Annotated in this window: 29 protein-coding genes and 2 pseudogenes; 18 read left to right on the forward strand and 13 right to left on the reverse strand. The window is 73.9% G+C overall.

The window, feature by feature from the left end; translation table 11 throughout:
- Positions 1-2: 2 nt before the first annotated feature.
- Positions 3-980, forward strand: coding sequence for a Gfo/Idh/MocA family protein (locus ACYP53_RS21710; RefSeq protein WP_459648603.1), 978 nt, complete (start codon positions 3-5; stop codon positions 978-980).
- Positions 981-1,129: 149 nt separating this feature from the next.
- On the forward strand, positions 1,130-2,074 hold the full coding sequence (locus tag ACYP53_RS21715) for a DUF5996 family protein (protein WP_459648604.1): 945 nt from the start codon (positions 1,130-1,132) through the stop codon (positions 2,072-2,074).
- A gap of 45 nt (positions 2,075-2,119) precedes the next feature.
- On the opposite strand, the gene ACYP53_RS21720 is transcribed toward ACYP53_RS21715, so the two are convergent.
- The gene (locus ACYP53_RS21720) at positions 2,120-2,479 is read right to left on the reverse strand and encodes a UBP-type zinc finger domain-containing protein (RefSeq protein WP_459648605.1); all 360 of its coding nucleotides are present in this window, start codon (positions 2,477-2,479) and stop codon (positions 2,120-2,122) included.
- Between the two features lie 225 nt (positions 2,480-2,704).
- On the opposite strand from ACYP53_RS21720, the gene ACYP53_RS21725 reads away from it, so the two are divergent.
- Complete coding sequence (locus ACYP53_RS21725; RefSeq protein ID WP_229928959.1) at positions 2,705-3,613, forward strand: NAD(+)/NADH kinase; 909 nt, start codon at positions 2,705-2,707, stop codon at positions 3,611-3,613.
- Between the two features lie 25 nt (positions 3,614-3,638).
- Here ACYP53_RS21725 and ACYP53_RS21730 read toward each other — a convergent pair whose 3' ends face one another.
- Complete coding sequence (locus ACYP53_RS21730; protein WP_459648606.1) at positions 3,639-4,412, reverse strand: alpha/beta fold hydrolase; 774 nt, start codon at positions 4,410-4,412, stop codon at positions 3,639-3,641.
- A 61-nt stretch (positions 4,413-4,473) separates the two neighbouring features.
- Between ACYP53_RS21730 and ACYP53_RS21735 the strand changes: the two genes are divergently transcribed.
- Positions 4,474-4,893 (forward strand): MarR family winged helix-turn-helix transcriptional regulator, encoded by a 420-nt coding sequence (locus ACYP53_RS21735; RefSeq protein WP_459648607.1) that lies wholly within the window; start codon positions 4,474-4,476, stop codon positions 4,891-4,893.
- A gap of 39 nt (positions 4,894-4,932) precedes the next feature.
- A complete protein-coding gene (locus ACYP53_RS21740; protein ID WP_459648608.1) occupies positions 4,933-5,058 on the forward strand; it encodes a hypothetical protein in 126 nt (41 codons plus the stop codon).
- 76 nt (positions 5,059-5,134) lie between these two features.
- On the opposite strand, the gene ACYP53_RS21745 is transcribed toward ACYP53_RS21740, so the two are convergent.
- Positions 5,135-5,629 (reverse strand): RrF2 family transcriptional regulator, encoded by a 495-nt coding sequence (locus tag ACYP53_RS21745; RefSeq protein ID WP_189921534.1) that lies wholly within the window; start codon positions 5,627-5,629, stop codon positions 5,135-5,137.
- Positions 5,630-5,735: 106 nt separating this feature from the next.
- On the opposite strand from ACYP53_RS21745, the gene ACYP53_RS21750 reads away from it, so the two are divergent.
- Positions 5,736-6,467, forward strand: a complete 732-nt coding sequence (locus ACYP53_RS21750) for an SDR family oxidoreductase (RefSeq protein ID WP_459648609.1) — start codon at positions 5,736-5,738, stop codon at positions 6,465-6,467.
- Between the two features lie 262 nt (positions 6,468-6,729).
- Here the strand turns inward: ACYP53_RS21750 and ACYP53_RS21755 are convergent, their stop codons facing one another.
- The 7 genes from ACYP53_RS21755 to ACYP53_RS21785 form a co-directional block, all read right to left on the reverse strand.
- A complete protein-coding gene (locus ACYP53_RS21755; RefSeq protein ID WP_189921538.1) occupies positions 6,730-7,020 on the reverse strand; it encodes a muconolactone Delta-isomerase family protein in 291 nt (96 codons plus the stop codon).
- Between the two features lie 205 nt (positions 7,021-7,225).
- A complete protein-coding gene (locus ACYP53_RS21760) occupies positions 7,226-8,176 on the reverse strand; it encodes a VOC family protein (protein WP_459648610.1) in 951 nt (316 codons plus the stop codon).
- 98 nt (positions 8,177-8,274) lie between these two features.
- Positions 8,275-9,000, reverse strand: coding sequence for a YoaK family protein (locus ACYP53_RS21765; RefSeq protein ID WP_459648611.1), 726 nt, complete (start codon positions 8,998-9,000; stop codon positions 8,275-8,277).
- Complete coding sequence (locus tag ACYP53_RS21770) at positions 8,981-9,505, reverse strand: DoxX family protein (protein WP_459648612.1); 525 nt, start codon at positions 9,503-9,505, stop codon at positions 8,981-8,983. Before ACYP53_RS21770 ends, ACYP53_RS21765 begins: the two co-directional genes overlap by 20 nt.
- 90 nt (positions 9,506-9,595) lie before the next feature.
- The gene (locus ACYP53_RS21775) at positions 9,596-10,258 is read right to left on the reverse strand and encodes a hydrolase (RefSeq protein ID WP_189921544.1); all 663 of its coding nucleotides are present in this window, start codon (positions 10,256-10,258) and stop codon (positions 9,596-9,598) included.
- Positions 10,259-10,327: 69 nt separating this feature from the next.
- Positions 10,328-12,250, reverse strand: coding sequence for an amidohydrolase (locus ACYP53_RS21780; protein ID WP_459649806.1), 1,923 nt, complete (start codon positions 12,248-12,250; stop codon positions 10,328-10,330).
- A gap of 412 nt (positions 12,251-12,662) precedes the next feature.
- Positions 12,663-12,929 carry a three-helix bundle dimerization domain-containing protein gene (locus tag ACYP53_RS21785; protein WP_459648613.1) on the reverse strand — a complete coding sequence of 89 codons (267 nt, stop codon included), beginning with the start codon at positions 12,927-12,929 and terminating at the stop codon, positions 12,663-12,665.
- 295 nt (positions 12,930-13,224) lie between these two features.
- Here ACYP53_RS21785 and ACYP53_RS21790 point away from each other — a divergent pair, with 295 nt between their 5' ends.
- The 3 genes from ACYP53_RS21790 (at position 13,225) to ACYP53_RS21800 (ending at position 15,338) form a co-directional block, all read left to right on the forward strand.
- Positions 13,225-13,650: a nuclear transport factor 2 family protein gene (locus ACYP53_RS21790; RefSeq protein ID WP_459648614.1), complete on the forward strand. Its 426-nt coding sequence runs from the start codon at positions 13,225-13,227 to the stop codon at positions 13,648-13,650.
- Positions 13,647-14,495, forward strand: a complete 849-nt coding sequence (locus ACYP53_RS21795) for an NAD(P)H-binding protein (RefSeq protein WP_459648615.1) — start codon at positions 13,647-13,649, stop codon at positions 14,493-14,495. The genes ACYP53_RS21790 and ACYP53_RS21795 overlap by 4 nt, the downstream gene beginning before the upstream one ends.
- A gap of 276 nt (positions 14,496-14,771) precedes the next feature.
- On the forward strand, positions 14,772-15,338 hold the full coding sequence (locus ACYP53_RS21800; protein ID WP_459649807.1) for a TetR/AcrR family transcriptional regulator: 567 nt from the start codon (positions 14,772-14,774) through the stop codon (positions 15,336-15,338).
- Positions 15,339-15,474: 136 nt separating this feature from the next.
- Here the strand turns inward: ACYP53_RS21800 and ACYP53_RS21805 are convergent, their stop codons facing one another.
- Entirely contained in the window at positions 15,475-16,377 is a 903-nt protein-coding gene (locus tag ACYP53_RS21805; protein WP_459648616.1) for an MBL fold metallo-hydrolase, read from the reverse strand.
- Positions 16,378-16,673: 296 nt separating this feature from the next.
- Between ACYP53_RS21805 and ACYP53_RS21810 the strand changes: the two genes are divergently transcribed.
- The 8 genes and pseudogenes from ACYP53_RS21810 to ACYP53_RS21845 all read left to right on the forward strand — a co-directional run bounded on the left by ACYP53_RS21810 (position 16,674) and on the right by ACYP53_RS21845 (position 22,086).
- Positions 16,674-16,883, forward strand: coding sequence for a hypothetical protein (locus ACYP53_RS21810; protein WP_189921555.1), 210 nt, complete (start codon positions 16,674-16,676; stop codon positions 16,881-16,883).
- A complete protein-coding gene (locus tag ACYP53_RS21815) occupies positions 16,870-18,261 on the forward strand; it encodes an amidase (RefSeq protein ID WP_459648617.1) in 1,392 nt (463 codons plus the stop codon). The genes ACYP53_RS21810 and ACYP53_RS21815 overlap by 14 nt, the downstream gene beginning before the upstream one ends.
- A gap of 176 nt (positions 18,262-18,437) precedes the next feature.
- Positions 18,438-19,016, forward strand: a complete 579-nt coding sequence (locus ACYP53_RS21820) for a TetR/AcrR family transcriptional regulator (protein ID WP_459648618.1) — start codon at positions 18,438-18,440, stop codon at positions 19,014-19,016.
- A gap of 36 nt (positions 19,017-19,052) precedes the next feature.
- Positions 19,053-19,370, forward strand: coding sequence for a hypothetical protein (locus ACYP53_RS21825; protein WP_459648619.1), 318 nt, complete (start codon positions 19,053-19,055; stop codon positions 19,368-19,370).
- 78 nt (positions 19,371-19,448) lie between these two features.
- A pseudogene (locus ACYP53_RS21830) lies at positions 19,449-19,937 on the forward strand (alpha/beta fold hydrolase); the annotation flags it as partial.
- Positions 19,927-20,175: pseudogene (locus tag ACYP53_RS21835) on the forward strand (SDR family NAD(P)-dependent oxidoreductase); the annotation flags it as partial. The pseudogenes ACYP53_RS21830 and ACYP53_RS21835, both read left to right, overlap by 11 nt.
- A 187-nt stretch (positions 20,176-20,362) precedes the next feature.
- A complete protein-coding gene (locus ACYP53_RS21840) occupies positions 20,363-20,782 on the forward strand; it encodes a YciI family protein (protein WP_189921563.1) in 420 nt (139 codons plus the stop codon).
- Positions 20,755-22,086, forward strand: coding sequence for an RNA polymerase sigma factor (locus ACYP53_RS21845; RefSeq protein ID WP_459648620.1), 1,332 nt, complete (start codon positions 20,755-20,757; stop codon positions 22,084-22,086). The genes ACYP53_RS21840 and ACYP53_RS21845 overlap by 28 nt, the downstream gene beginning before the upstream one ends.
- An 86-nt stretch (positions 22,087-22,172) precedes the next feature.
- Here ACYP53_RS21845 and ACYP53_RS21850 read toward each other — a convergent pair whose 3' ends face one another.
- A complete protein-coding gene (locus tag ACYP53_RS21850; RefSeq protein ID WP_459648621.1) occupies positions 22,173-22,619 on the reverse strand; it encodes a hypothetical protein in 447 nt (148 codons plus the stop codon).
- 182 nt (positions 22,620-22,801) lie between these two features.
- Between ACYP53_RS21850 and ACYP53_RS21855 the strand changes: the two genes are divergently transcribed.
- Positions 22,802-23,608 (forward strand): oxidoreductase, encoded by an 807-nt coding sequence (locus ACYP53_RS21855; RefSeq protein ID WP_459648622.1) that lies wholly within the window; start codon positions 22,802-22,804, stop codon positions 23,606-23,608.
- Positions 23,609-24,055: 447 nt separating this feature from the next.
- On the opposite strand, the gene ACYP53_RS21860 is transcribed toward ACYP53_RS21855, so the two are convergent.
- Complete coding sequence (locus ACYP53_RS21860; protein ID WP_459648623.1) at positions 24,056-26,161, reverse strand: SpoIIE family protein phosphatase; 2,106 nt, start codon at positions 26,159-26,161, stop codon at positions 24,056-24,058.
- Positions 26,162-26,217 lie beyond the last annotated feature (56 nt).

Below are 26,217 nucleotides of genomic sequence, written 5' to 3' on the forward strand. Positions count from 1 at the left end.
CCATGGCCAACTGGGGTTTCCTGGGAGCCGGTTCGATCGCCGCCTCCAGTCTCGCACCCGCCGTCCACGCCGCCGACCGGCCGCGCCTGCACGCCGTCGCCGCGACCGACGCCCGCCGGGCCAAGGCCCTCGACCCGGCCCGGGTGTACACCCGCTACGAGGACCTGCTGGACGACCCGGCCGTCGACGTCGTCTACATCGCGCTCCACAACAGCGCCCACCGCCCCTGGGTGGAGCGCGCCCTCCGTGCGGGCAAGCACGTGCTGTGCGAGAAGCCGCTCGGGCTGACCGCCGCCGAGGTCACCGCGATGACCGCCACCGCCCGCGCGACCGGACGGCTGCTCGTCGAGGCGGCCTGGAACCGCTGGCACCCGCGCACCCGGGACCTCGAATCCCTGATCACCGGTGGCGCGATCGGCACCGTCCACACCGTCACCGCCCGGTTCGACGGCCTCGCCCCCGCCCCCGGCAACTACCGCCTGGACGCCACCCTCGGCGGCGGCGCCCTCTACGACGTCGGCTACTACGCCGTCTCGGCCGCGCTCGCCGCCTTCGCCTGGCAGGCCCCGGACGTGGTCCGGGCCGAGCAGGACCACTGGGAGACCGGCTCCGCCGACTCCGCCACCCGCTTCCTGCTCACCTTCCCCGGCCGGGGGGTGGCCGAGGTCGGCTGCTCGCTCACGGGCGACATGTCCGAGACCTTCACCACCACCGGCACGGGCGGCTCGCTCACCCTCACCCCGCCGGCCTTCTGCGCCGGCGCGGCCCCCAGCACGCTCACCACCACCGGCGGAGGCCTCCCCCGCCACTACCCGCCCCAGGACCCCTACCGCCTCATGGTCGAGTCGGTGGACGCGGCGGCGGAGGGCGACACCTCCGCCCACCTCGTCCCGCTCGCCGAGTCGCTCCTCATCGCCCGCACCCTGGACGCCGTCCGGAACCGTGTCGCGTCCGGGGAGCTACCGTCTCCACGGCGCTGAGTCCCCTCGACCCCTGCCCCGCCGAGCTGCCACGCGGTCGGGGCACGGGTGCCTCGACGTACGGGCTCTCCGCCCGGCCGCCTCCCCCTGCGCGTCCGGACCACGGTGGTCATCATGGAACTGCCGCCGACGGACAGGAGGGACACGCGATGGAGCTGTTCCCACCGCTGCCGCTCACCGAGTGGCGGGACACCAAAGAGACGCTGCACCGCTTCGCCCAGGTGGTGGGCAAGATCCGCCTCGCGGCGAGCGTGCGGCGCAACCACTGGTGGAACGTCCCCTTCCACCTCACCGGGCGCGGGATCACCACCCGGCCGATGGGGCAGGTCGACGGCAACCCGGTCTTCACCATCGACTTCGACTTCGTCGACCACCGGCTGGTCGTCGCGATAGCGGACGGCAGGTCCGCGTCCTTCCCGCTCCTCGACCAGTCCGTCGCCTCGTTCTACCGGCAGACCTTGGAAACCCTGGCGGACCTGGGCGTCCGGGTGGAGATCCGGGTGCCCCGGCCGTACGGGCTGCCGGACGCGGACCGGCCGTTCGCCGAGGACTTCGAGCACGCGACCTACGATCCCGCCTGGGCGAACCGCCAGTGGCAGGTGCTCGGTCAGGTCGGACTGGTGCTGGAGGAGTTCGCGGCGCGCTTCTCGGGCAAGGTCAGCCCCGTCCACCTGTTCTGGCACTCGTTCGACCTCGCCCACACCCGGTTCTCCGGAGGCGCCCTCGACCAGCCCTCGCACGTGGACCCGGTGACCCGCGAGGCGTACTCCCGGGAGCTGATCAGCTTCGGGTTCTGGTTCGGGGACGCGAACCTGGGCGAACCGGCCTTCTACTCCTACACGACTCCCGAGCCCCCGCACCTCGCCGAGGACCCGCTCACGCCGTCGTCCGCCCGGTGGACCGAGCTCAACAACAGCCACCTGGCCGTCCTGCGGTACGACGCGGCCCGCGCCGAGGCCGATCCGCGAGCGACCGTACTCGCCTTCTACGAGAGCGCCTACCGCGCCGGAGCCGCCCGGGCCGGCTGGGACGTCGCCCACCTCGCCTGCCCGGGCGGCATCACCGACCCCCGGCTTCCGGCCCCGCCGCTCTGAGCCCGTCCGGGCCCGTTCGGGCAGGTCATTGCGGGTCAATGCAGGTCAGTGCAGGTGCGCCTGCCAGTCGGCCGGGACCTTGCCCTGCGGGCCGGGCGTCGGCTGCGAGACCGGGTGCGCGGCGGGCGCCGCGAGCTCCGGCCCCTCGTAGTACTGCTCGGTCTCGATGTTCCACAACCAGGCCTCACCGGGCTCGAAGCTGGCCAGGAACGGGTGCCCCACGGCTCGGGCATGCCGGGTGCCGTGCTGCGAAGGCGAGGAGTCGCAGCAGCCGATGTGCCCGCACTCGGCGCATCGGCGCAGGTGGAACCACCACCCCGGCCCGTCCCCCGCCAGGCACTCCACGCATCCGTCCCCGCTCGGCCGCACGGACGGATCGATCCCCCGGATGGTGCTGTCAGCCATCGGACACGCCTCCCGACACGGGCTCGGACGGGCCCTCTGCTCGGAGCGTCGAACGTCGGCGTCGATGTCGATGCCGATGCCGTCGGGCCGTCCCTGTCGAATCCCAACCAGCCGGCTCACCCGGAGATTCCACGACGAGCGGCGACGGCCTGTGCAGGTGGCCTTCGCAGGTCGCCTTCGCCGGTGGCCTTCGCAGCCGGCCTTGAAGGTGGCGACCGGCTGTGCGTGACTGGAGGGAGCAACCGTGACCCGGCCGACATCGAGGTGGCCCGGATGGGATTCATCGGCACGGTGGGGCTGGTGCTCCACCCCGAGCGCACCTGCGCCCCCACCGTGGAGGCCGTGGTCCGGTGGAGCCGGGCCCGGGGGACGAAGGTGCTGGGACTGGCGGCGGAGGTGGCCCGGATCGGCTGCGAGGCCATCCCGGTCGAGGCCGAGGAGCTGGCCACCGGCACCGATCTGCTGATCAGCCTCGGCGGGGACGGCACCATGCTGCGCGCCATGCGGCTCGCGACCGGGGGCCACGCGCCGGTCCTGGGCGTCAACGTCGGTCGCCTGGGCTTCCTCGCCGAGGTCGACATACCGGAACTCCCCGCCGCGCTGGACGCCGTCGACGCCCACCGCTTCACCGTGGAGGGCCGCTCCGCCGTCCACGCCCGCTTCGGGGCCGCCCAGGAGACGGCCCTCAACGACGTCGTGCTCCTGCGCAGCCCGGGGCACAAGTCCGCGGCGGTCGCCGTACGGGTCCAGGGCGAGCCCTTCGTGGCCTACACCGCCGACGCGGTCGTCGTCGCCACTCCGACCGGCTCCACCGCGTACAGCTTCTCCGCCGGCGGCCCGATCGTCTCCCCCAACGCGGAGGGGCTGCTGATCACCCCCGTCGCTCCGCACGCCGCGTTCAACCGCTCCGTATTCCTCTCCAGCGGCGAGCGGCTCGACCTGGAGGTCCTGCCGCACAGCGGCGACCTCGCCATCGAGGCTGACGGCCGCCTGGTCGGCCACGTCTCACCGGGCGACAGCGTCGAGGTGACCATGCTGCCCGCCGCCGCCAGCGTCGTACGGCTCGGCCACACCACGTTCTACCAGCGGGCCCAGCGCAAGCTCCGGCTCACCGGCTCGGCGGAACACGGCTGAACGGCTGAACGGCTGACGCGATCGGTCAACGACCGCCCGTCCGGCGCAGATGGGCGTCGATCAGGGCGAGGGTGGCCTCCGGCTGTTCGATCTGCGGGAGGTGGCCCGCCCCGGGGATGACCTCGAGCACCGCGTCGGCGAAGGCCTCGGCGTACGCGGCGCCGTATGCGGGGGTGACGATGCGGTCGCTCTCCCCCCAGAGGAGGCGGGTCGGCACCTGGACCCGCCCGAGCCGGCCCAGCAGCTCGGGGTCGTGCATGTAGGGGTCGCCCGCGAGGGTCCGCATGGTGGCCATGTTGGCCTGCCGGCGGGCGAGTTCCTCGACGGGGAGGCCCGCGGGGTCGACGTGGTAGCGGTCCGGGTCGTGCCAGGAGTGCTCCGCCGCGCCGCGCGCGTCGAGAGCGAAGAAGTCGGTGATCGGTTCCGTGTCGATGTGCACGCCGACGGCGTCGATGAGGACGAGGCCGGTGATGGTCCCCTCGGTGTCGCGTACGGCCATCTCGGCGGCGATCCAGCCGCCCAGCGAGGAGCCGATGACCAGGACGTCGTCCAGCCGGCGGTCCCGCAGGTGGTCGAGGTAGGCGACGGCGAGGTCGTCGATGCCGGTGAGCCAGGCCGGACGGTGGGTGCCGTCCCAGCCGGGGTGCACGGGCGTGACGGTGTGCGCGGTCCGGGAGAGGTGCTGGGCGAGGCCGGTGACGGTGGCCGGGCCCCCGCCGCCGTGCAGGAGCAGGACCGGCCTGCCGGCGCCGGCTTCGGACAGGGTGAGGGCCAGGTCTGCGGTGTGTTCTGTCGTCATGCCCCCACAGTAACTAAACATCTTTATATAAGCTAGCTTGGTCATGCCGTAGACTCAGCCCATGAGCAATGAGCTGCAGGAACTCGGCAGAGCGGTCAAGCAGGCCCAGTACCGGCAGCACCGGACGCTCGACAGCGCCCTCTCGGCCATCGGCACCACGCTGGCCCAATGGGACGCCCTGCGCGCGATCAGCCGCGCACCCGGGGCATCGGCCCGCGAACTCGCCGCCGCGACCTTCCAGACCGAGCAGGCCTTCGGAACCCTGGTCCGCCGCCTGACGGCCCAGGGCGTGGCCGAACGCCGGCCGGGCCACGGCCGACGCATCGAGCACCACCTCACCCCCGAGGGCGAGCGCCTCCTGGCCGCCGGCCACAAGATCGCCGACGAGGTCCTCGCCGCCTGCTTCACCCCCCTCCCCGAACCCGACCGCGCAACCCTGCTCGCCCTCCTCCGACGCCTCACCGCGGAGGATCTCGCGTAATCGCAGTACCCAAGGCCGCGGCGCACCAGGTCGGCCCGGGTGGATTCGGGACACTGCCCGGGGCAGGCCATCACCGCCGACGCCTGCGCCGACCTCGGCCTGGCCGAGGGCTCCGCCGTCGTCGCCCTGATCACGTCGACGGAGGTCTCGCTCGCCACTGCCTGAGCCACACCCCGCCGGGGCCGGACGACCGTCGAGGTCGCCCGGCCCCGGCGGTTCCGTGTCCGGCCCCTGAAGACGGTCAGTGAGGCCGGTCGTCCGGGCCCGTGTTCAGCCAGGCGCCGATCCTGGGCAGGGCCTCGGGGCCGCTGTCCTCCTCCACCGACGCGGCGAGGTCCGCGATCGTGACGGCGGCCAGCGACGCGCGCCACGCCGCGTCGGCGGCTCCCATCGCCCGGGCGATCGGGCACCGCTTCGTGCACTGCTCCGGCGGCGTCCCCAGCGGTCCGCGCTGGCGTATCTCGGTGCAGACGAACGCGGGGTTCGCCCCGTCGACGGCCTGCACCACGTCCAGCAGGCTGACCTCCTCGGGCTTCCTGGTGAGGACGTAGCCGCCGGTCTTGCCCTGGATCGAGTGCACCAGGCCCGCGCGGGACAGCGCCTGCATCTGCTTGGCCAGGTAGCTCGGCGACACGTCGTGCAGCGCGGCCAGCCGGGCCGCCGGCACCGGATCACCGGCCGCGGTCAGCACCACGCAGCAGTGCAGCGCCCACTCCACGCCACCGGACAGTTTCATGCCACCTCCACTTGACTCGGACACAGGATATCCGAGTACTATCTCGGATATCAGGTATCCGAGTTTGCGGGGGCTCGGCTCACGGACTCGCGAAGGAAGGCGCACCATGAAGATCACCGTCATCGGCACCGGACTCATCGGCTCGCAGCTCGCCACCGAGCTGACCGCACGAGGCCACGAGGTCACCGCCGCGTCCCTGTCGTCCGGCGTCGACCTGCTCACCGGGGCCGGCCTCGACGGCGCGCTCGCCGGCGCGGAGGCAGTGGTGAACGTGACCAACTCCCCCACGTTCGACGAGAAGTCGATCGAGTTCTTCCGGACCACGGTGGGCAACCTCCTCGCCGCGGGCGAGCGGGCCGGCGTACGCCACCAGGTGGTCCTGTCCATCGTCGGCGTGGACCAGGTCCCCGAACTGGACTACTACCGCGCCAAGACGCTCCAGGAAGAGCTGCTGCGCAACGGTCCGACGCCCTACTCGATCGTGCGCGCCACCCAGTTCTTCGAGTTCATGGAGCCGACCATGTCGTGGACCTCGGACGAGACCGCGGTGCGACTGCCGGCGACGCCGCTCCAGCCGATCGCCAGCCGCGACATCGTCGACGTCCTCGCGGACGTGGCCACCGGCACGCCGCTCGACGGGATCCTCGACATCGCGGGCCCCGACACGTTCACGCTCGACGAGATCGGCCGCATGACGCTGGCCGCGCGGGGCGACCGGCGCCCCGTCGTCGTCGACGACCAGGCCGGCCTGTTCGCCGCCGTCCACGGAGACGTCCTCACCCCGGGCCCCGGCGCCCGCCTGGCACCGACCCGCTACCAGGACTGGCTCAAGGGCTGACACTCCCGGCGGCGCGCGGAACGGCGCCGCACACCACGGGCACTCCGGACCGGGCAGGGCGCGCTGGGTTGTCGAGCCCGCCCTTCCCGGCTGGGCGGGGCGTCGGTCTGGGGCCCGTCTTCGAACCCCCGTCGTCCGCCCGGACGGCGGGCGGAACGGCGTTGGGGTGCGCGCATCGCAAGGCGGAGGATGGGGGTACCTCCCGGCCGAAGGCTGGGGGAGCGTCGCCCCGCAGACGGGGGTTCGAAGACGGGCCCAGGGCCTACGGCTGTCCCGGGTCGTTGGGGTGGGGTTCGAGGGCGGTCACGGTGAGGGTCATCCACGGGCGCAGCGGGAGGGTGCCGAGCACCTCGTCGTGCAGCTCGCGCTCGTCGGCGGCGCGCCAGAGGCCGATGCTTCGCAGTTCGCCGACCGGGCGCCAGAGGCGGGCCAGGTGGCCGGCGGCGGCGAGTTCGCGGGCGCGGACCGCTTCGGCGGCCCGGCGGCGGTCGACCTCGGCGGGGGCGGTGCCGTCGGGCACGGTGGTGGTGATCTCGACCAGGAACTCGCGCATCGGACTCCTCGCTGGACGCCCCGGCGAAGGGCCGGGGTGCTGTGGGGTGCGCCGCGGTTCCGGAGCACCGTCGTGACCTCATGGTGCGTCGGAGCCGGCGGGGACGCCACGAGCGGCGGGGCTGGCTGGCCGGTGCGCCGGCCGTGCTCGACCTGCGCCGTGCCCACCGCGGCCGGGGCACGGCGGCGGTGGGCACGGCGGCCGGTCAGCGGTCGGTGTGGACCCCCGCGGTGTGGACCTCCGCGGTGTAGCCGCCCGGGAACCGCACCATCGCGCTGTCCCGGCCGCCGGCGGAGACCGGTCCCCACAGCACGGACGCCCCGGCGGCCTTCGCCCGCGCCAGGGTGGCGCCGAGGTCCGCCACGCCGTAGCCGGTGAGCTCGCGGCCGAAGGGGTACGGCAGGTGGCCGTCCGTCACGGCGACCGTCGTGGTGCCGAAGCCGGAGGTGAGGCGCAGCAGCCGGTAGGTGGTGCCGGACAGTCCGATCGCGGCGCCGTCGGCCCGGCGGTCGTCGGAGACGATCCGTCCGCCGGTGAAGGGGAGGAAGCTGCGCAGGAAGGCGCCGACCTCGTCCGGTGACAGGTAGAGCCGGTTCTCCGGCACGCTGGCCAGTTCGGGGTAGGACGGCGGCGTGGTGTGCACGTAGAGCTGGGCGTTGACCCCGCCGGGGAACCGGATGACGGCGTCCCGGCCGATCGGGTCGGCGAAGGGTGCCACGGTCACGGCGGCGCCGTCGGCCCGGGCGGCGCGGACGGCCTGGTCGAGGTCGGTGACCAGCCAGCCGGTGCGCTCGGTGCCGAACGGGTACGGGACGGGCGTGGTGAAGTCGAACACGGACAGCGTGCCGACCGGGGAGATCACCAGCTCGGAGAGTGTCCGGCTGGGCGTGGGCGTCACCTGCGTGGCGTTCGGCCCGATCGTCGTCCCGCCGAAGGTGGCCACCCAACTGGCCGCGAACGCCTGCTCGGTGCCCGGTTCGACGTACACGTGGGTGGAGTCGTACTGCGGGCCGACGGCCAACTGCCGGTGTGAGGCCGGCGGCGTGGCCTGGGTGCCCTGGGCCAGTGAGGCGGTGGGGACCGCCGTCAGCGCGGCGATGGCCGCCACCAGCGGGACCAGCCGTCGGGTGAGGCGTCGGGTCGGGCGTCGTTTCATGGGGTGACCTCCCGGTCGTGGTGCGCACCCGGCCTCCGAGCGAGGGACACACCGGGCGCGCGGTTGTCGTGGGTACCTTTCAGGCCGGTCCCCGCCGTTCAGCCGGTCGGCGCGGCCCAGGGCGCGTCGGGGGCCGAGACCCGGTGGGCGGCCACCGCGGTGGCCAGGAGCAGCAGGGCGGCGAGGGCGAGGGCCGCGGCGAGCGGTCCGCTCAGGACCAGGGCCGCGCCCGCGAGGCCGCCGAGCAGCATCGCCAGCGCGGAGAGGATCCGGCGCCCCGGCCGCGGTGCCGCGCCGCCGGCCGGGGTCGAGTCGGCGGCGAGGCCGGTCAGGGTGAGGGTGAGGACGGTGGTGGTCAGGTCGGGTACGGCGAGCCTCCGGACCACCGCGTTCTGCAGCCCCATGGCCAGGCCCAGCAGGACGATCAGGGCGTAGTCGGCGCCGCCGTCCGCGATCGCGGCGGTGACGGCGGCGCCGGCGGTGAGGACGGTCTGGGCGCCGGTGGCCGCGACCAGCAGGCGCCCGCGGTGGGCCGCCAGTCGGCTGCCGAGCCGTCCGCCGGCGAGCGCGCCGGTCAGGAACGCCGCAAGGGAGACCAGCGAGGCGGTGGCCGACAGGCCCGGGGCGCCCGCCAGGGCGAAGCCGAGGAAGACCACGTTGCCGGTCATGTTGGCCACGAAGACGTGGCCGAGGCCCAGGTAGCTCACCGCGTCGACCACCCCGGTGGTGACCGTCAGCAGCAGCATCAGCGGCGGCAGCGGACCGTGTCGGTCGGTGCGCGGCGGGGCGACGGCCCGCAGGGCGTCAGTCAGCAGGGCGCGCACTGGCGGTGGCCTCCTCGGGCGTGGGCGGGCGGTGCAGGGCGAGCCGGGTGAGCAGCCCGCTCGCCGGGCCGAGCACCAGGGCCGCGACCGACAGCCAGAGCGGCCAGGCGCTCAGGCCGGCGGCGTGGTCCACGGACCAGCGGCCCGGACCGGTGAGGGCGAGCGCTCCCGTGACGACGACCAGTACCAGCGGGTACTCGTAGCCGTCGTCCTGCACCCAGAGCCCGTGCGGCAGCTTGACGGTGATCGCCACCGTCATCACGCCCATGGCGACCATGGCCGCCGGCGGCGTGAGCGCGCCCAGGGCCAGGAACAGGCCCGAACCGATCTGCCCGGCGCCCGCGGCGAGCGCGGTGAGCGCCCCGCCGCGGAAGCCGTCGTGCCGGAACTCCTCGGTGCCGCCGGTGAGGCCGCGGCCGCCGAGGCGGTGGCTCACCTTCTGTGTTCCGTGTCCGGCGATGAGCAGGCCCACCACCACGCGGAGGATCAGCAGTCCGGTATCCATCGTGTCCTGTCCCTGGTCCCTGTTCTGATGCGGTGTCGCTGGTGCGGTGTCGCCGGTGCGGTGTCGCCGGAGCGGTGTCGCCGGAGCGGGTCAGCCGGCGGCGTGCTCGCCGATGACGGCCTGGGCGTAGACGACCCCGAGGCCGTACGCGCCGGCGTGCTCCTTGACGATCTCCATGACGGCGCCGTAGGTCTCCGTCCGGGCCCAGTCACGCTGGAGTTCGAGCAGCACCTGGACCCAGGTGACCGGCACCGCGCCGGCCTGGGTCATCCGCTGGACAGCGTGCTCGTGGGCCTGCGGGGAGACGCCGCCGGAGGCGTCGGTGACGACGTAGACCTCGTAGCCCTGGTCGATCATCGACAGGACCGGCAGGACCAGGCAGACCTCGGTCCACAGGCCGGCGATGACGACCTTGCCGCGCCCGGTGGCCTTGACCGCCTCGACGACCGCCTCGTCCTCCCAGGCGTTCATCGAGGTGCGGTCGAGGATCTCGGCCTTGGGGAAGACCGCGGCCAGCTGCGGCAGCAGCGGGCCGGAGAAGGACTCGGCGGCGACGGTGGTCAGCACGGCGGGCACGTCGAAGGCGCGGGCGGCCTTGGCGAGGCCGACGGTGGCGTTGATGATCGCGGTGCGGTCGCCGCTGCCGGTGCCGAAGAACATCTGCGGCTGGTGGTCCACGAACAGCACCACGGCGTTGTCGGGGGTCAGCAGGTCGGGGCTGGGGGTGGCGCGGACCTGGGTGAGGTCGACCATGACGGGGTTCCCTTCGGTTGTTTCGGTGAGTCCCCCGCGCGGTGGTCCGCGCGGGGCTGGGGAAGGTGGTCAGAGGAGGAAGCAGGGGTCGAACGGCTGGTGCTGTCCGGCCGCGAGACCGCGTTCGACGCGCCACCGGCGGTGCAGCTCGGACTCGGCGACGACCTCGCCGAGCAGCTCCGCCTGGCGGGCGCCCGCGGCGGAGGTGCTGCCGGAGGTGCTGCCGGAGATACGGCCCGAAGTACCGCCCGGGGGACGGCCGGAGGCCTGGTAGCCGCCGAAGTGGGCGACCGGGCTCCAGTCCGGGCTGACCGCCGGGAGTTCCTCGTCCATGCCCTCGTACTCGGCCGCCGCGTGGACGATCCGGCCGCCGACGACGGTGAGCAGGGACTCGATGGCCGGGATGTCCGGCTCGGGCACGGTGAAGTAGTCCTCGGACAGGACCGCCAGGTCGCCGTAACAGCCGGGCCGCAGCACACCCTTGACGTCCTGCTCGCCGGTGAGCGCGGCGCCCGCCGTGGTGTACATCGCGAGCGCGGTCGCCCGGTCCACCCGGTTCTGCGGCGGCCGGATCGCCAGGCCGCCGACCGTGCGGCCGGAGACCAGCCAGTGCAGGGCGACCCACGGGTTGTACGAGGACACCCGGGTGGCGTCGGTGCCGGCCGCGACGGCCAGCCCGCGGTCCAGCATCGCGCGGATCGGCGGCGCCTCGGCGGCCGCGCCGAAGCCGTACCGGCGGGTGAACGCCTCGCCCTGGAAGGAGAGCCGGTTCTGCACCGAGAGCGAGCCGCCGAGCGCCGCGATCCGGTCGAGGCTCTCCGGGGAGACGGTCTCCGCGTGGTCGAACAGCCACCGGTTGCCGACCGGGAAGAGGCCCTCGGCGGCCAGCTTCTCGAACACCGCGAGGTCGCGCCGGATCGTCTCGTCGTAGGTCGCGTGCAGCCGGAAGCCCCAGCCGTTCTCCATGAGCAGCCGGACGGCCTTCTCGAACTCGGCTTCGTAGCCTTCGAGTTCGGGCCGGGGTTCGGCGAAGTTCTCGAAGTCGGCGGCGGCCCAGGTGAGGTTCTCGCCGGCGCCGTTCAGCCGCAGCCATTCGTCGCCGTCCCCCGGGCGGACCGTCTCGATCCACCGGGCGAGGTCGTCCAGTTCCTGGCCCGCGGTCTGCGGGAACAGGTGGTAGGCGATGCGCAGTGAGAGCAGCCCCTCGCGGGCGAGTTCGGTCACCGTGGCGTAGTTCTCGGGGAAGTTCTGGAACCCGCCGGCGGCGTCGATCGCCGAGGTCAGCCCGAAGCGATTCAGCTCGCGCAGGAAGTGCCGGGTGGACGTCCGGCGGTCCTCGCCCTCCAACACCGGGGCCTTGGCCAGCGTGGAGTAGAGGACCAGGGCACTCGGGGCGGCCAGCAGCATGCCGTTGGGCTCGCCGCCGCGGCCCCGGACGATCCGGCCGCCCCTCGGGTCGGGGGTGTCCCGGGTGTAGCCGGCGGCCTTCAGGGCCGCGCGGTTGAGGATCGCCGACTGGTAGAGGTGCAGGACGAACACCGGGGTGTCCGGCGCGGCCTCGTTCAACTCGGCGGGCGTCGGCAGCCGCCGCTCGGCGAACTGCTCCGCCGACCAGCCGCCCACCACCCGCACCCACTGCCCCGCGGGGGTGCGGGCGGCCTGCTCCCGCAGCATCGCCAGGGCCTGGCGCAGCGAGGTGACGCCGTCCCAGCGCAGCTCCAGGACGTAGTTGAGGCCGCCCCGGATCACGTGCAGGTGCGCGTCGTTGAGCCCGGGCACCACGCGCCGCCCGAGGGCGTCGACCACGGTGGTGGCCGGTCCGATGAGCGGGGCGACGTCCGCGTCGTCCCCGACGGCGGTGATCAGGCCGTCGCGGACGGCGAGGGCGCCGGCCTGTGGACGGCGGGCGTCCCCGGTGTAGATCTTCGCGTTGCGGACGACGACGTCGGCGGCGTCGTCGACCGCGCGGGGAACCAGCCCGCCGACCGGCATTGCAGGCACCTCGACAACCTCCTGTGACGGGTTCGGGCCGCCGCACCGGTGCGGGCGGCGACGTGGATGTCCGAGCGGGCGGAGGTCACGGGCCCGGCCCGCTCGGACACATGACAGGACGTTAGGTCGGCGGCCCGTACCGGACTTGGCTCCCAGCGCACCGTCTCCGTTCCGACAGCGCACCGCCCCACGGTGCGCTGTGGAGCGATGCGCCGTCGGGCGGTGTTTCGTCGGCGGACTCGCCTTCGGACGGCCCCCCGGACGTCGCGGGTCGCCCCCGGCGTCGGCAAGGGTCGCTCAACTCGTCAAACCCCGTGGGATGTTGCTCACCCGGGAGGTCGATCGGGGGCATGTTGAGCGCTACCCTGAGCCACGACTCCGATGAGCGGGATCGGCCCTCGGGGGTGCCGGGTCAGCCGGCCGGGCCGGGCCGGGTGTCCGGTGGCGGCAGTTCGAGCAGGGCCCTGGCGCGGCGCTCCGTCAGGATCGGGATGAACGCCCGGACCTTGGCGTCGCGCAGTTCGGCGTAGGCGCCCGCGACGAGGGCGTCCACGGTGGCGGGGTCGGCCGCGGGGTGAGCGGACTTGAGCCGGGTGGCGACCAGCCGCATCGCCTCCGCGTCCTCGGGCGAGGCCCAGGTCACGGTCGCCACGTCCGCCGCGACAGCCGCGTCCGACACGTCCGGCCGCGGCAAGTCCGGTCGGCCGCCCAGTCCTCAACCGCCGCCACCGTCCGCACCGGGCCCACACCCCTTCGCATCCGCCTGAGAGCCGACCCCCGTCTCCTGCATTCTCCGGCCGCCCGGACCGGAGCGCCCGCCGGTGCCGGGTGCCGCCCGTTCCCACGCCCGGATCGGCCACCGCCGACGCGACGGACCCACCGCGCTTGAGAAACGGACCGGCGGTCCGTATGCTGCGAATCGAAGCGGACCATCGGTCCGTTTCATGCCTTCGAGCAGAACGGAAGCCTTGACCATGACAGTGCCGATGACAGCCGCGGAGCTGTACCACCACGGGTTGCGACTGCTGCTGGAGAAGGACGTCTCCGGCTGGGTGGACCTGTGGGACGAGGGCGGCGTCCTGGAGTTCCCCTTCGCGCCCCAGGGCTGGCCGACGCGCCTGGAGGGCAAGGCCGCGGTCGGCGAGTACATGCGGCACTACCCCGACCACATCGACCTGCACGACTTCCCCGAGGTGACGATCCACCAGACCGTCGCCCCCGGAACGATCGTGGTGGAGATGCGCGGGGTCGGCCGCCTGGTGGAGACGGGCAGCCCCTTCGACCTGACCTACATCGCCGTGGTCACCGTCAAGGACGGGCGCATCACCTCCTACCGCGACTACTGGAACCCCCTCGCCGTGGCGCAGACCGGCGCCGACTTCCTGGGAGCGACCCGATGAACGCACCCGGCACCACCCTGGTCATCGGGGCCACCGGCACCACCGGCCGCCGCGTCGTCGCCGGACTGACCGCCGAGGGGCATCGCGTCAAGGCCGCCGGCCGGACCGCCGCCGCGGTGGCGGGAGCCCGGGCCGTCCGCTTCGACTGGGACGTTCCCGCGACCTGGAGCGAGGCCGTCGACGGCGTCGACCGCGTCTACCTCGTCCCGCCCATCGGATCCGCCGAGCCGGCCGCGGTCATGCTGCCCTTCCTCCGCCAGGCCCGTGCGGCCGGCGTGCACCGCGCCGTGCTGCTCAGCTCCTCGGCGATCCCCGTCGGCGGTCCGGCGGTGGGCCGGGTCCACCAGGAGCTGCCCGGCCTGTTCGAGCAGTGGGCGGTGCTGCGGCCCTCCTGGTTCATGCAGAACTTCACCGGCTCCATGCCCCACGCGCGCAGCATCCGCGAGGACGGCGCCGTCCTGACGGCCACGGGGAACGGCCGCGTCGGGTTCGTCGACGCCGAGGACATCGCCGCCGTCGCCGTCCGCGCCCTGACCGACGACCGGTCCCCCGACACCGACCTGGTCCTGACCGGGCCGGAGACGCTCAGCTACGACGACGTCGCCGCGACCGTCGCCGCGATCACCGGCCGTCCCGTCGTCCACCGGCACCTGACGTACGAGCAGCTGCGCGACCGCTGGGCGGCCGAGATACCACCGGCCTTCGCCACCATGCTGGCCGGCATGGACCGCGCCATCGCCGCCGGCGCGGAGGACCGCACCACGGACACCGTCCAGCGCCTCACCGGCCGCCCCCCGGGCACCTTCCGCGCCTTCGCCGAGCGGGAGCTGTCCGGAAGCCGTTGAGGTCCACGACGGTCCGCCGGCCGGAGGAGGAGCGCGGGGCCACCCGGGCGCCCGCCGGCCGGCGGTAGCGCGTATCGTCGGATGGCGCGACGGCACCATCCGACCCGCTTCGCGCCACGCGCGCCCACCGGACACCGTGAACCCGCCCGGGGGCCGCGACAGGCCGAGGACGAAGGAGGAAGCGTGGCCCAGCGCACGGAGCGCGAGGAGCGCACTGACCGTACGGGGCGCACCGACAGTACGGACCGTACGGGGCGCACCGAGCGCGCGGACGCCCTGCGCAACCGGGAGGCCGTCCTGGCCGCCGCCGACGCGCTCTTCGCCGCCAGCAGCAGCCCCCACAGCGTGTCGATGGACGACATCGCGGCAGCCGCGGGCGTGGGCAAGGGCACCCTCTTCCGCCGCTTCGGCGACCGCGCCGGCCTGATCGGCGCCGTCATCGCCTCCCGCCTGGAACCCCTCCGGGAAGCACAGGACGCGGCGGCGTCCGCACCACGGCAGCGGGTGCTGGACCTGCTCGACGCCGCGCTGCGCTTCAAGATCGAGAACCGGAACCTGATGGCGGCGGCGGAGGGCGCCGGACTCGGCAGCCCCTACCAGGCCGCGCACTACGCCTGGTGGCACGAGACGCTCCGGGCGGCCCTGGACCAGGTGCCCGGCGTCCGCGCCGCGGACTTCACCGCCCACGCCCTGCTGGCCGCCCTCCGCGCGGACCTCGTGGCACACCTGATCGACGATCGGAAGATGACGCCCGAGGCCCTGCGCTCCGCGCTCGCGGCCCACCTCGACAACGTCCTCGGCAGCAGCTCCGGTCCGCCGGAGTCCACGCCCAAGGAGGCCTGAGGGGCCGGCCCCGCTCCCCAGACCGCCGGCCGGGGGTGCTCAGCCGCCGTCCCGGACCGCGGTGAGGCACTGCTCGCAGAGGTCGGCCGGATCGAGTCGGCCCTCGCGCTCGGCCCAGATCTCGGTGGCATCGGCCTCAGGAAGCGGGGACGGGCTCCAACCGGTAGGCGTCCCCGTGGGCGACCACGCGGCCGGCGGTGGGCGGGGCGAAGTGGGTGCCGAGGAGGAGGGTGTCCGTGCCGACGAGGGAGCCGAGCAGCGTGCGGCGGGTGGCCTCGGACTGCCGCGGGTCGATGTCGACGCAGGCGCCGATGGCGGGGTGGGCGAGCTGGACGGGGTGGTGGACGCAGTCGCCGGAGATCAGCGCCGTCTCCCCCTGGCTGGTCACTTCCACCGCGACGTGGCCGGGGGTGTGGCCGGGGGTCGGGATCAAGCGCAGGCCGGGGGCGATCTCGGCCCCCTTGTGCGGGACGTCGACCGTGCTCAGCAGACCCGCCTGTTCGACCGGGATCACGGAGTCGCGGAACATCTGTTCGCGTGCCTCCTCCATGTCGTACGTGGCCCAGAACTCCCGCTCGGCGCGGGAGGTGAGGTAGCGGGCGTTGGGGAAGGTGGGGACCCATTCGCCGTTCACCTGCCGTGTGTTCCAGCCGACGTGATCGGCGTGCAGGTGAGTGAGGATCACCAGGTCGACGGAGTCCGGGGGGAAACCGGCGGCGGTGAGGCGCTCCAGGAAGTCGGTCCGCAGGTTGTGCCAGGCCGGGTTGGCCCGCTCCTTGCCGTTGCCGATGCCGGTGTCGACGAGAACGCGCAGCCCGTTCACGACGAACGCGAAGCTGTGGCTGTCGATGTGCAGGCTCCCGTCCCGGCCGGCGAAGTGGGGGTGCAGCCAGTCCTGGGCGGTCACCACCTCAGGGGTGGCGTCGGGCAGCAGCCAGGGTCCGGTCGCGGGCGGCAGGGCGACCTCGTCGACGCGGTGGACGGTGACGCCGCCCACGGTCCAGGAGGGAATGGGGGTGGCGGCGGGGGAGGTGTGCATGGTGTGTCGGTTCCTTTGTTCTCTTCAGTGGGAGCGGTCGGCTTCGGGGCGGGCCGCCCCGCGTCGTGACGCGGTGAGCGCCGCCAGGGCCGCTAGGGCCAGGAGGGCGGCGGTGATGGCGTAGGCGTGACGGTGACCGTGGGGGCGTCGGACATGACGTCGGGCATGGAACTCCTTCCGTAAATGCAACGGATTTGCTTTAGTCCGACCGTAGGGCCTACGGTCGGACTAAAGCAAATCGTTGGCTTTTAGCGCGGGGTGCTTCGCTGCCACGCCCCCTGACCAGGAGAAACCACGTGCCCTCCGCTGAACTCACGCCGCCCGAGGCCGCCCGCTGGGCCGCCCGTGCCGGACTTCCGCTGCCCGACGACCGCCACGCCGCGGTCGCCGCCACCGCTGACCACATCCACTCCGTCGTCGCGGTCCTGCGCGAGCTGGACTTCGGGGACACCCCGCCCGCCAGCGCCTACCGCGCCGGAAAGGAGAAGCACGATGCAGCCGTATGAGCTGACCCTGGCCGACGCCGCGCAGCAGATCCGGGCCCGCCGGCTGTCCCCCGTCGAGCTGGTGGACTCGGTCCTCGACCGCATCGACCAGGTGGACCCGCACGTCGGGGCGTACGTCGCGGTCACCGCCGAGCAGGCCCGCGGCGCGGCGCGGGAGGCCGAGCAGGAAGCGGCCCGCGGCGTGTTCCGGGGGCCGCTGCACGGCGTCCCGGTCGCGCTCAAGGACCTGATCGACGTCGCCGGTTCGGCCACCAGCGCCAGCTCCCGGGTCCGGGCCGGCCACCGCGCGGCCGCCGACAGCACGGTCGCCGCCCGGCTGCGGGCCGCAGGCTCCGTCCTGGTCGGCAAGACCCACACCCACGAGTTCGCCTACGGCCTGACCACCCCGCAGACCGGCAACGCCTGGGACCGCGGCCGGGTCGCGGGAGGCTCCAGCGGCGGGTCCGCCGTCGCGGTGGCGGCCGGGGCGGCGACCTTCGCCCTCGGCACCGACACCGGCGGGTCGATCCGGGTGCCCGCCGCGCTGAACGGGGTCGTCGGCTTCAAGCCCACCTACGGGCTGGTGCCACGCCACGGCGTCACGTCGCTGTCCTGGTCACTGGACCACGTCGGACCGGTCACCCGCACCGTCGAGGACGCAGCCCTGGTCCTGACCGTCCTCGCCGGGCACGACCCGCGTGACCCCGCCGCGCTGGACACCCCCGCCGTCGACTACCGGCCGGAACCGGAGCCGGACCTGACGGGCGTGCGCGTCGGGGTGCCGCGCAACTACTACTTCGACCATGTCGACGCGGAGGTGGAGACCACCGTCCGCCGGGGCATCGCGCAGCTGGAGACGCTCGGCGCCCGTCTCGTCGAGATCGACATCCCGATGACCAGGTACATCCAGGCCACCCAGTGGGGGCTGATGGTGCCGGAGGCCACCGCCTACCACGAGGGCACGCTGCGTACGGTCCCCGAGCTGTACCAGGCGGACGTCCGCATCCTCCTGGAGGCCGGTGAGCTGATGGGCGCGGGCGACTATCTGCGTGCCCAGCGCTCCCGGACGCTCATGCGGGAGGAATGGGACCGCATTCTGGAGAAGGTCGACGTGATCGCCGCCCCGGCGGTCCCGATGACCGCGGTGAAGGCCGGTGAGGACAGTGTCACCTGGTCCGACGGCACGGTCGAGAGCGTCTCCGACGCCTACGTGCGTCTGTCCTCCCCGGCCAACATCACCGGAGTACCCGCCCTGTCCGTTCCGGTGGGCCACGACACGGCGGGCCTGCCGATCGGCATGCAGCTGCTCGGACGGCCCCTCGGCGAGCGGCAGCTGCTGCGGGTGGGCCACGCCTACGAGCGGACGCAGTCCGCCCGACCGCTCGCGCCGACCGCCTGAGAACGGCATACGGGCCGGGCCGGAACCGTCCGGCCCGGCCCGGCCTGTATGCGTTCGGCTCCGGTCGGGATCAGGACCGGATGCCCGCAGCGAGGAGGCCGGCAAGGGGGGCCTGGCGCCGCCGTCGAGCCGGCATGCTCCTCCTAAACGCAATATCCGTGCTTTAAGATGGAGTCATGAGTCGCAAGCCGATGGCGCGCCCCGGCGGGCGCAGTGCACGGGTCCAGGCTTCGGTGCACACCGCCGTCCGCGAACTCCTGTCGGAGCAGGGCCGCGACGCGGTGACCGTCCCGCTGGTCGCCCAGCGCGCCGGAGTCACCCCCTCGACGATCTATCGCCGCTGGGGCGACCTTCAGGAGCTGCTGTCGGACGTCGCGGTGGAGCGCCTGCGGCCCGACACAGCGCCGGAGAACCACGGCGACCTGCTGTCCGACCTGACGGCCTGGGCCGAACAGTTCCTCGACGAGATGTCGTCCCCCTCCGGCCGCGCCTACATCCGTGACGCTCTGCTCGGCGACCGGGACGGCAGCAACGCCGGCCAGTGCTCGGCCTACGCGGCCGAACAGATCGACGTCATGCTCGCCCGCGCGATCGGTCGCGAGGAGAAAACCCCCGACGTCGAGACGGCGATGGATCGCGTGGTCGCCCCCATGATGTACCGCATCCTCTTCCGCCCGGCCGGACTCGACGCCGCGTACGCCCGTCGGCTCGTGACCGACCTCCTCGACGCCAACGAAAAACACCCCCTCCCATGATCCCGCGTAGCACGAGGAAGTCGAGTACGTGCCGGCGTGGACGGCCGTCGACGGCAGTGGACAGGAGGAACGGCCGGGCGAAGAGGGCCGTCAGCCGCCGGTCCCGCGAACGTCACCGTCACCATCGGGGAAGCGACCTTCGGCATCACCGGTGACCGGCGCCACGGCACGGAGACGGTCCAGCCCGCGGGATCGGCCCAGTGCTCAGCGCCGACATGGGACCCGAAGGCCGACTACGACAAGGGGGCGGTCGTCACGCACAAGAACCACCGCTGGGTCGCCCAGTACTGGGCCGACAAGGGCGGTGAACCGGGCGTCGCCCCGGTCTGGAGGAACATCAGCCCCCACGACTGACCACCGACAGAGAAGCATGATGAGGGTGCCCAGAGGACGGTCGTGCCGACCGTCCTCTGGGCACCCTCATCGCCACCGGCGAGCAAGGACCCCGCCAAGCGCCGCGGTGTGCTCTTCACCAACCCGGGCGGCCCCGGCGTCCCGGGACTCGGCTACCCGGCGGCCCTCGTCGCCGCGGGGCTGCCGAAGGATGTCGTCGACTCCTACAACCTGATCGGTTTCGACCCGCGGGGCGTCGGCCGCAGCACGCCGGTCACCTGTGGCCTGACACCGTGGCAGCAGCAACGCGGCAGCTTCCCGCCCTACGCGCACACAGCGGCCGACGTCGCCCGGGAGGCGGAGAACGCGCGGGCCGTCGCCCGGCAGTGCGCCGCCTCGCGGACCGGGTGGATGCTGCCGCACACCACCACCGCGAACACCGCACGCGATATGGACCGGATCCGCGCGGCGCTGGGCGAGCCGAAGGCCTCCTACTTCGGCACCTCCTACGACAGTTACCTCGGCGCGGCCTACGCCTCGATGTTCCCCGAGCGCGGCGACCGGATCCTGCTCGACAGCAACCTCGGCCGCCGGAGTCTTCACGTACAAGACGGTCCAGCAGGGGGCGGCCACCAGCATGGTCGCGGCCGTCGCCCCGGAGTTCGCCCACTTCGGGGGCCACTACCTCGACGACGCGCGAGAGGCCTACACCGTGCCGAACGACGCCGACCTCGCGCAGCACGCGCACGGTGTCAAGGAATGGGCGCTCGATCCCGCCGTCGCCGAGCGCCTCTGGGCGGTCTCGACCGACCTGCTCCGCGCCTGAGCTCTCGACGCCGCGACGCCCCGCGCCCGGTTCCCCGGCATCGACGAGCCGGCGGAAACCACCGCGAAAACGTCCGTCGAAAAAAATTCTGCGCGGGTCCGTCCGCCGTGTCGATCCGCGGTCGCGCCGTTCGACCTGGGAGTGAGAGGGTCGACAGAACGACCCTCCCCGAGCAAGGAGAACGGCCATGGCGAAGTACATGCTGATCATGCGGGGCACGGACGAGTCCGTGGCCAAGATGATGGAGACGCCCTTCGAGGAGATGCTCGAAACGGTGGGCCGCTTCAACGAGGAGCTGATCCGGGCGGGCGTGCTCGTCGCCGCCGAGGGGCTGGACGACCCGTCCCAGGGCGTGGTGGTCGACTTCGACGGGGAGACCCCGGTGGTCACCGACGGCCCGTACGGTGAGACGAAGGAGCTGTTCGGCGGCTTCTACCTGATCGACGTCGCCTCCAAGGAGGAGGCGGTCGAGTGGGCCAAGCGGCTCCCGGCCGTCGCCGGCTCGAAGTGCGAGGTCCGCCGGGTGCCCGGCATCGAGGAGTTCCCGCAGGACAACGAGTGGATCGTCAAGGAGCGGGCGTGGCGCGAGCGGACCGGCCAGCTGTGACACCCGAGGCCGCCGACGGCCCGCCGGTCGCCGAATCGGCGCGGCGGGCCGTCGAGGCCGTCTGGCGGATCGAGTCCGCACGGATCGTCGGTGCGCTGGCCCGCTACACGGGGGACTTCGCGCTCGCCGAGGACGTCGCGCAGGAGGCGCTCGCGGAGGCGCTCGTCGCCTGGTCGCGCGACGAGGCGCCGGCCAGTCCGGTGGGCTGGCTGCTGGCGACCGCCCGGCGGCGGGCCATCGACGCCTTCCGCCGCAGGTCGGCGCTCGACGAGCGGTACGCCGCGCTCGCCGGCCCGCTGGCCGACGGCGAACTCAGCTCGGGCGCGGCCGGCGCGCCCGAGCGGGCCGACGACCTGCCGTGGGACCCCGACCGGGTCGACGACGACGTCCTCGCGCTCATGTTCACCGCCTGCCACCCGGTGCTCTCGCCCGAGGCCCGGGTGGCCCTCACCCTGCGCGTGGTGGCCGGGCTGTCCAGCGAGGAGATCGCCCGCGCCTTCCTCGTGCCCGTACCGACCGTCCAGGCCCGGATCACCCGGGCGAAGAAGACCATCGCCGCGGCGCACGTCCCGTTCGAGCTGCCGCCGCCCGAGGACCGGCGCGAGCGGCTCGGCGCCGTCCTGAGCGTCCTGTACGTCATCTTCACGGAGGGCTCGACGGCCACGGCCGGCGAGGACCTGCTGCGCGTCGACCTCGCGTACGAGGCCGTGCGGCTGGCCCGGATGCTGGCCGCCCTGCTGCCCGCCGAGCCGGAGGTGTACGGCCAGCTCGCGCTGTTCGAACTCACCGCCGCGCGCTTCCCGGCCCGCACCGGGCCGGACGGAGAGGCAGTGCTCCTGGAGGACCAGGACCGCCGCCGGTGGGACCGCTCGGCGATCCGCCGGGGCCTGGCCGCGCTCGGCCGGGCCTCGACCCTCGGGCGGGGCCTCGGACCGTACGGTCTGCAGGCCTCGATCGCCGCCTGCCACGCGACGGCGCCCTCGGTACGGGAGACCGACTGGGAGCGCGTCGTGCTCCTCTACGAGGCGCTCGGCCGGGTGGCCCCCTCACCCGTCGTCGAGCTCAACCGGGCCGTGGCCGTCGCGATGGCGAGCGGGCCGGAGCAGGCGCTGCGCACGGTCGACGAACTGGCCGTCTCCGGCCGCCTGTCGGGGTCGCACCTGCTCCCGACCGTACGCGGCGAACTGCTCACCCGGCTCGGCCGCACCGCCGAGGCCCGGGCCGAGCTGGAACTCGCCGCCCGACTGTGCCGCAACACCCGCGAGCGGTCCGTACTGCTGCGCAAGGCGGCCGCGCTGGGGTGACGTCCTCGTGCGGCGGCCCCGGCGGACCGCCGTGCCGGCCACGGCCCCCGAGGACCCGTTGTTCACGCGTCACGGGTGGGCGCCGTTCACACGGCGGCGCGCGCCTGGTCGAGGTCGACGACCTCACCGTCGGCCCCGAACTGGTCCAGGTCGCCGCCCGGCGCCTCGATGCGTCCGGCGGCGGCCGGACCGCCGGCCTTCACCGGGTCGAACCCGGCCGCCCGGATCAGCCGCTCGGCCGTCGCCTCGGCGCGCTCGCGATCGCGTCCTGCACGGAGGCGGCGCGGGCGAGCGGCGCGGGCGAGCGGCGCGGGCGAGCGGCGCGGGCGAGCGGCGCGGGCGAGCGGCGCGGGCGAGCGGCCCAAGCTCGTCCGCGAGTTGAACTTTTCGTGGCGCGGATTGGTCACCCGCAAGGGCGCGCCGCCCGGTCGGCAGCCGACGCCGCTTCCGCCGCAGGACCGAGGGGCTGCCCCGGGCTCGGTGTCCGGCAGGACGACCGATCGGACGGGACCGGACAGGCGAATCAGCGCCAACGCTTGGGTGTGTCCCCGGTCCGAGGGCGCCGAGCGGCCCGCCGACCGGCGGATGCTGGGGGCTTCACCCCCTCGCTGGAAGGCACCGTCATGAACGAACCGCACCCCGTCATCCCGCGGTACCGGCGCTCCGGTGCCGTCGCCGCCGTCCCGGCGCGGCCGCGGAGCCTGGCGGGCACGCGGTGAGCGCGGCCCGCTTCGACCTGGGGCTCGCCGGGCAGCGCGTCGTGGTCACCGGCGCCGGCCGCGGTATCGGGCTCGCCGTCACCGAGGGCTTCCTGGCCGCCGGGGCCCGGGTGGTCGCCGGGAGCCGGGGACGCACCGACGCGCTGGACGAGCTGATCCGGCAGGGTGCCGAGCTGACCGTCGTGGAGGTCGACCTCGCCACGCCCGAGGGCCCCGCCGAGCTGGTCGCCGCCGCGGTCGCCGCGCACGGGGGCGTCGACGTCCTGGTGAACAACGTCGGCGCGGTCCGGCCCCGACTCGACGGCTTCTCCGCCATCACCGACGCGGACTGGGACTGGACGCTCACCCTCAACCTCATGACGGCGGTACGGGCCACACGTGCCGCGCTGCCGCACCTGACCGCCGCCGGCGACGGCAGGATCGTCACCGTCTCCTCCCTCAACGCGCGGCTGCCCGACCCGCTGGTCCTCGACTACAGCGCCGCCAAGGGCGCCCTCACCAACTTCTGCAAGGCGCTGTCCAAGCAAGTCGGGCCGCAGGGCGTCCGCGTCAACTGCGTGAGCCCCGGCCCGGTCGAGACCGCGCTGTGGAAGGGCGCCGAAGGCATGGCCGCGACGGTCGGCCACCGTCTCGGCGTCGATCCGGACGAAGTCGCCAGGAACGCCGGGGCCCAGGCCGCGACGGGCCGCTTCACCAGGCCGACCGAGGTCGCCGACCTCGTCCTGTTCCTCGCCAGCCCCCGCTCCGGCAACGTCACCGGCGCGGACTTCGTCATCGACGGCGGCATGCTCGACGGCCTCTGACCCCGCGGGGCATCAACCGCCACCGGAACCGCACCGCGAACACCCCCGCTGCAGTCCGCTCGATCCGCGCCGCCCGCCCCGACCGCGCCCCGGTCCACGTGACCGACTCCAGGAGCCCGCACTTCTTCACGCTGGAGTGCGGTGCCTTCGCGGTCGCGGTGCCCCGGAGCGGGTCAGGCGCCTCTACACCCGCGCCGCCGCCGGGGCGTTCCTCCGACCCCTCCCGTCGACGTCGGCGGGATCGCCGACGACGCCCTGTCACTGCCCCGGGTCCAAGTGATCGACCTGATCAACACCGCCTATCGGGAGTCGGGTATGCGGGCCTTCCACTGACGCCGGTCCGGTCGGCTCTCGGGATCCCGCTCACCGCCATCAGCGCGCGGACGTCGTCGGCCGTGACCTCGCCGAGGCCCCAACTCACGGGCTCCGCCCCGTCCGTGTGCCGGATCACCCGCCCGTGGCCCCGGCCGCCTGCGGCAGCGGGAGGACCCGGGCGACGAGGAGGGCGATGTCGTCGTTGCCGCCGCGGTGGCGGAGGGCGCCGAGGAGGAGGTCGCAGGTCTCCTCCGGGGATCTGCGGGGCCCGCCGAGGAGGTCGGTGAGGGCCGCGAGCCGTACGTCGATGTCGTGGTCCCGGGTCTCCACCAACCCGTCGGTGTAGAAGACGACTTCGTCCCCGGTCGCGAGGTCGACCGGGGTGTCGTCGAAGGCGACGCCGCCGACGCCCAGGGGTGCGCCGGTCGGCAGGTCGAGCAGGGCCGGCGGGCGGCCCGGGCGGGTGTGGACCGGGGGCAGGTGACCGGCGTTGGCGATGCGGCAGCGGTGGTGGCGGGGATCGTAGAGGGCGTAGACGCAGGTGGCGATGGATTCCCCGAGGCCGGCGGCGATCCGGTCCAGGTGGGTCAGCACGGCGGCGGGCTCCAGGTCGAGGCCGGCCAGCGTCCGTGCCGCCGTACGGAGTTGGCCCATCGTGGCGGCGGCGGTGATGCCGCTGCCCATCACGTCGCCGACGACCAGGGCCGTCCGGTCCGCGGGCAGCGGGATGACGTCGAACCAGTCGCCGCCGACCTCGCCGACGCCGGGGGCCGGCTGGTAGCGGTAGGCGACCTCCAGCCCGGGCGGCTGCGGCGGCGGGCCGGGCAGCAGGTGCCGTTGGAGGGCGAGCGCGGCGTGGCGCTGGCGCTGGTACCAGCGGGCGTTGTCGATGGCGACGGCGGCGCGGGCGGCCAGTTCACCGGCCAGGACCACGTCGTCGTGGTCGAACGGCTGCTCGGTGCGGGCGCGTTTGAGGTCGAGTGCGCCCAGGACCCGGCCGCGGGCGCGCAGCGGCACGGCCAGGTAGGAGTGGATCCCGGCCTGGCGGAGCAGTTCCACGCCCTCCTCGTCGCGGGCGATGCGGGGCAGGTCACGGTCGGTGACGTGGGCCAGCAGGACCGGACGGCCGGTCCGGACGCAGCGGGCGACCAGCCGGGTCGCGTCGTAGCGGGCGATCTCCCCGACCGGGTCGGCGGCCTCGGCGGCGGGCGTGGGGTGGGCGGCCTTGACCGCGAGGGCCCGGAACAGGGCCGGGCGGTTGCGGTCCGTCGTCGGCTCGCTGTCGGTCAGGACGTCCTCCAGGATGTCGACGGCCGCGATGTCGGCGAACTCCGGCACCAGGACGTCGGCGAGCTCGCGGGCGGTCACGTCGAGGTCGAGCGTGGTGCCGATCCGCTCGGAGGCGTCGGCGATCACGGTGAGGCGTCGCCGGGCCGCCGCCGCGGCACTGGCCGCCCGGTGCTGCTCGGTGACGTCGAGGACCGAGACGGCGACGCCGAGCACCCGGTGGGCGGGGTCCTCCAGCCGGTAGAAGGACCCCGACCACGCGTGTTCGACCCCCGGGTCGGCGGGGGTGCGTCCGGTGGTGAACTGGTTCAGCAGCGGCCTCCCGGTGGCCAGCACCTCCCGCATGGCCGCCTCGATGGCCGCGGTGTCCAGGAACGGCAGGGCCTCCCGGACGGTACGGCCCAGGCACTCGGCGGCGGGCAGGCCGTTGATGCGCTCCAGCGCCGGGTTGACCAGGACGAAGCGCAGGTCGGTGTCCATCAGCGACAGCCCGATGGGCGACTGCTCCACCAGGCGCAGCGACAGCGCGAGGTCCCGCTCCAGGCGCCGCAGCGTGGCCTGGTCCGAGGCCAGGCCGAGCGCGTAGAACCGGCCGTGCTCGTCCTCCAGGCGCATGTTCCGGAACTCGGCGAGCAGCGTGGACCCGTCCTTGCGCCGCACCGGGAAGACCCCGGCCCAGGCCCCGCCGCCGGCCATCACCCGCGCGAACAGCTCCAGCACCAGGTCCAGGTGCCGCTCGTCGACCAGCACCCGGGCGGCGGGGCGCCCGAGCGCCTCGGCCGCCGGGTAGCCGAACAGCTCCTCGGCCTGCGGACTCCACAGCGCGATCCGCCCCTCCGCGTCCAGCACCACCGCGGCGACGCCCAGGACGTCCAGCAGGCCGCCGGCCTGCATCGCCGGATCCCGCCCCGGCGGCGCGGCACCCGGCTGCCCCGCGTGTCCGGCTCCCATCCGGCCACCTCCTCCCGCCACGCTCGAAGGGTCGGATCCACTCCATCGTCCCGCCT

This window comes from Kitasatospora sp. Ki12, assembly GCF_054601375.1.

Bases quoted from the DNA above. Each gene is read 5' to 3' on its own strand.
- ACYP53_RS21710 (WP_459648603.1), top strand. From the start codon at position 3: ATGGCCAACTGGGGTTTCCTGGGAGCCGGTTCGATCGCCGCCTCCAGT.
- ACYP53_RS21715 (WP_459648604.1), top strand. From the start codon at position 1,130: ATGGAGCTGTTCCCACCGCTGCCGCTCACCGAGTGGCGGGACACCAAA.
- ACYP53_RS21720 (WP_459648605.1), bottom strand. From the start codon at position 2,479: ATGGCTGACAGCACCATCCGGGGGATCGATCCGTCCGTGCGGCCGAGC.
- ACYP53_RS21730 (WP_459648606.1), bottom strand. From the start codon at position 4,412: ATGACGACAGAACACACCGCAGACCTGGCCCTCACCCTGTCCGAAGCC.
- ACYP53_RS21735 (WP_459648607.1), top strand. From the start codon at position 4,474: ATGAGCAATGAGCTGCAGGAACTCGGCAGAGCGGTCAAGCAGGCCCAG.
- ACYP53_RS21745 (WP_189921534.1), bottom strand. From the start codon at position 5,629: ATGAAACTGTCCGGTGGCGTGGAGTGGGCGCTGCACTGCTGCGTGGTG.
- ACYP53_RS21750 (WP_459648609.1), top strand. From the start codon at position 5,736: ATGAAGATCACCGTCATCGGCACCGGACTCATCGGCTCGCAGCTCGCC.
- ACYP53_RS21755 (WP_189921538.1), bottom strand. From the start codon at position 7,020: ATGCGCGAGTTCCTGGTCGAGATCACCACCACCGTGCCCGACGGCACC.
- ACYP53_RS21760 (WP_459648610.1), bottom strand. From the start codon at position 8,176: ATGAAACGACGCCCGACCCGACGCCTCACCCGACGGCTGGTCCCGCTG.
- ACYP53_RS21770 (WP_459648612.1), bottom strand. From the start codon at position 9,505: ATGGATACCGGACTGCTGATCCTCCGCGTGGTGGTGGGCCTGCTCATC.
- ACYP53_RS21775 (WP_189921544.1), bottom strand. From the start codon at position 10,258: ATGGTCGACCTCACCCAGGTCCGCGCCACCCCCAGCCCCGACCTGCTG.
- ACYP53_RS21780 (WP_459649806.1), bottom strand. From the start codon at position 12,250: ATGCCGGTCGGCGGGCTGGTTCCCCGCGCGGTCGACGACGCCGCCGAC.
- ACYP53_RS21790 (WP_459648614.1), top strand. From the start codon at position 13,225: ATGACAGTGCCGATGACAGCCGCGGAGCTGTACCACCACGGGTTGCGA.
- ACYP53_RS21795 (WP_459648615.1), top strand. From the start codon at position 13,647: ATGAACGCACCCGGCACCACCCTGGTCATCGGGGCCACCGGCACCACC.
- ACYP53_RS21805 (WP_459648616.1), bottom strand. From the start codon at position 16,377: ATGCACACCTCCCCCGCCGCCACCCCCATTCCCTCCTGGACCGTGGGC.
- ACYP53_RS21815 (WP_459648617.1), top strand. From the start codon at position 16,870: ATGCAGCCGTATGAGCTGACCCTGGCCGACGCCGCGCAGCAGATCCGG.
- ACYP53_RS21820 (WP_459648618.1), top strand. From the start codon at position 18,438: ATGAGTCGCAAGCCGATGGCGCGCCCCGGCGGGCGCAGTGCACGGGTC.
- ACYP53_RS21840 (WP_189921563.1), top strand. From the start codon at position 20,363: ATGGCGAAGTACATGCTGATCATGCGGGGCACGGACGAGTCCGTGGCC.
- ACYP53_RS21860 (WP_459648623.1), bottom strand. From the start codon at position 26,161: ATGGGAGCCGGACACGCGGGGCAGCCGGGTGCCGCGCCGCCGGGGCGG.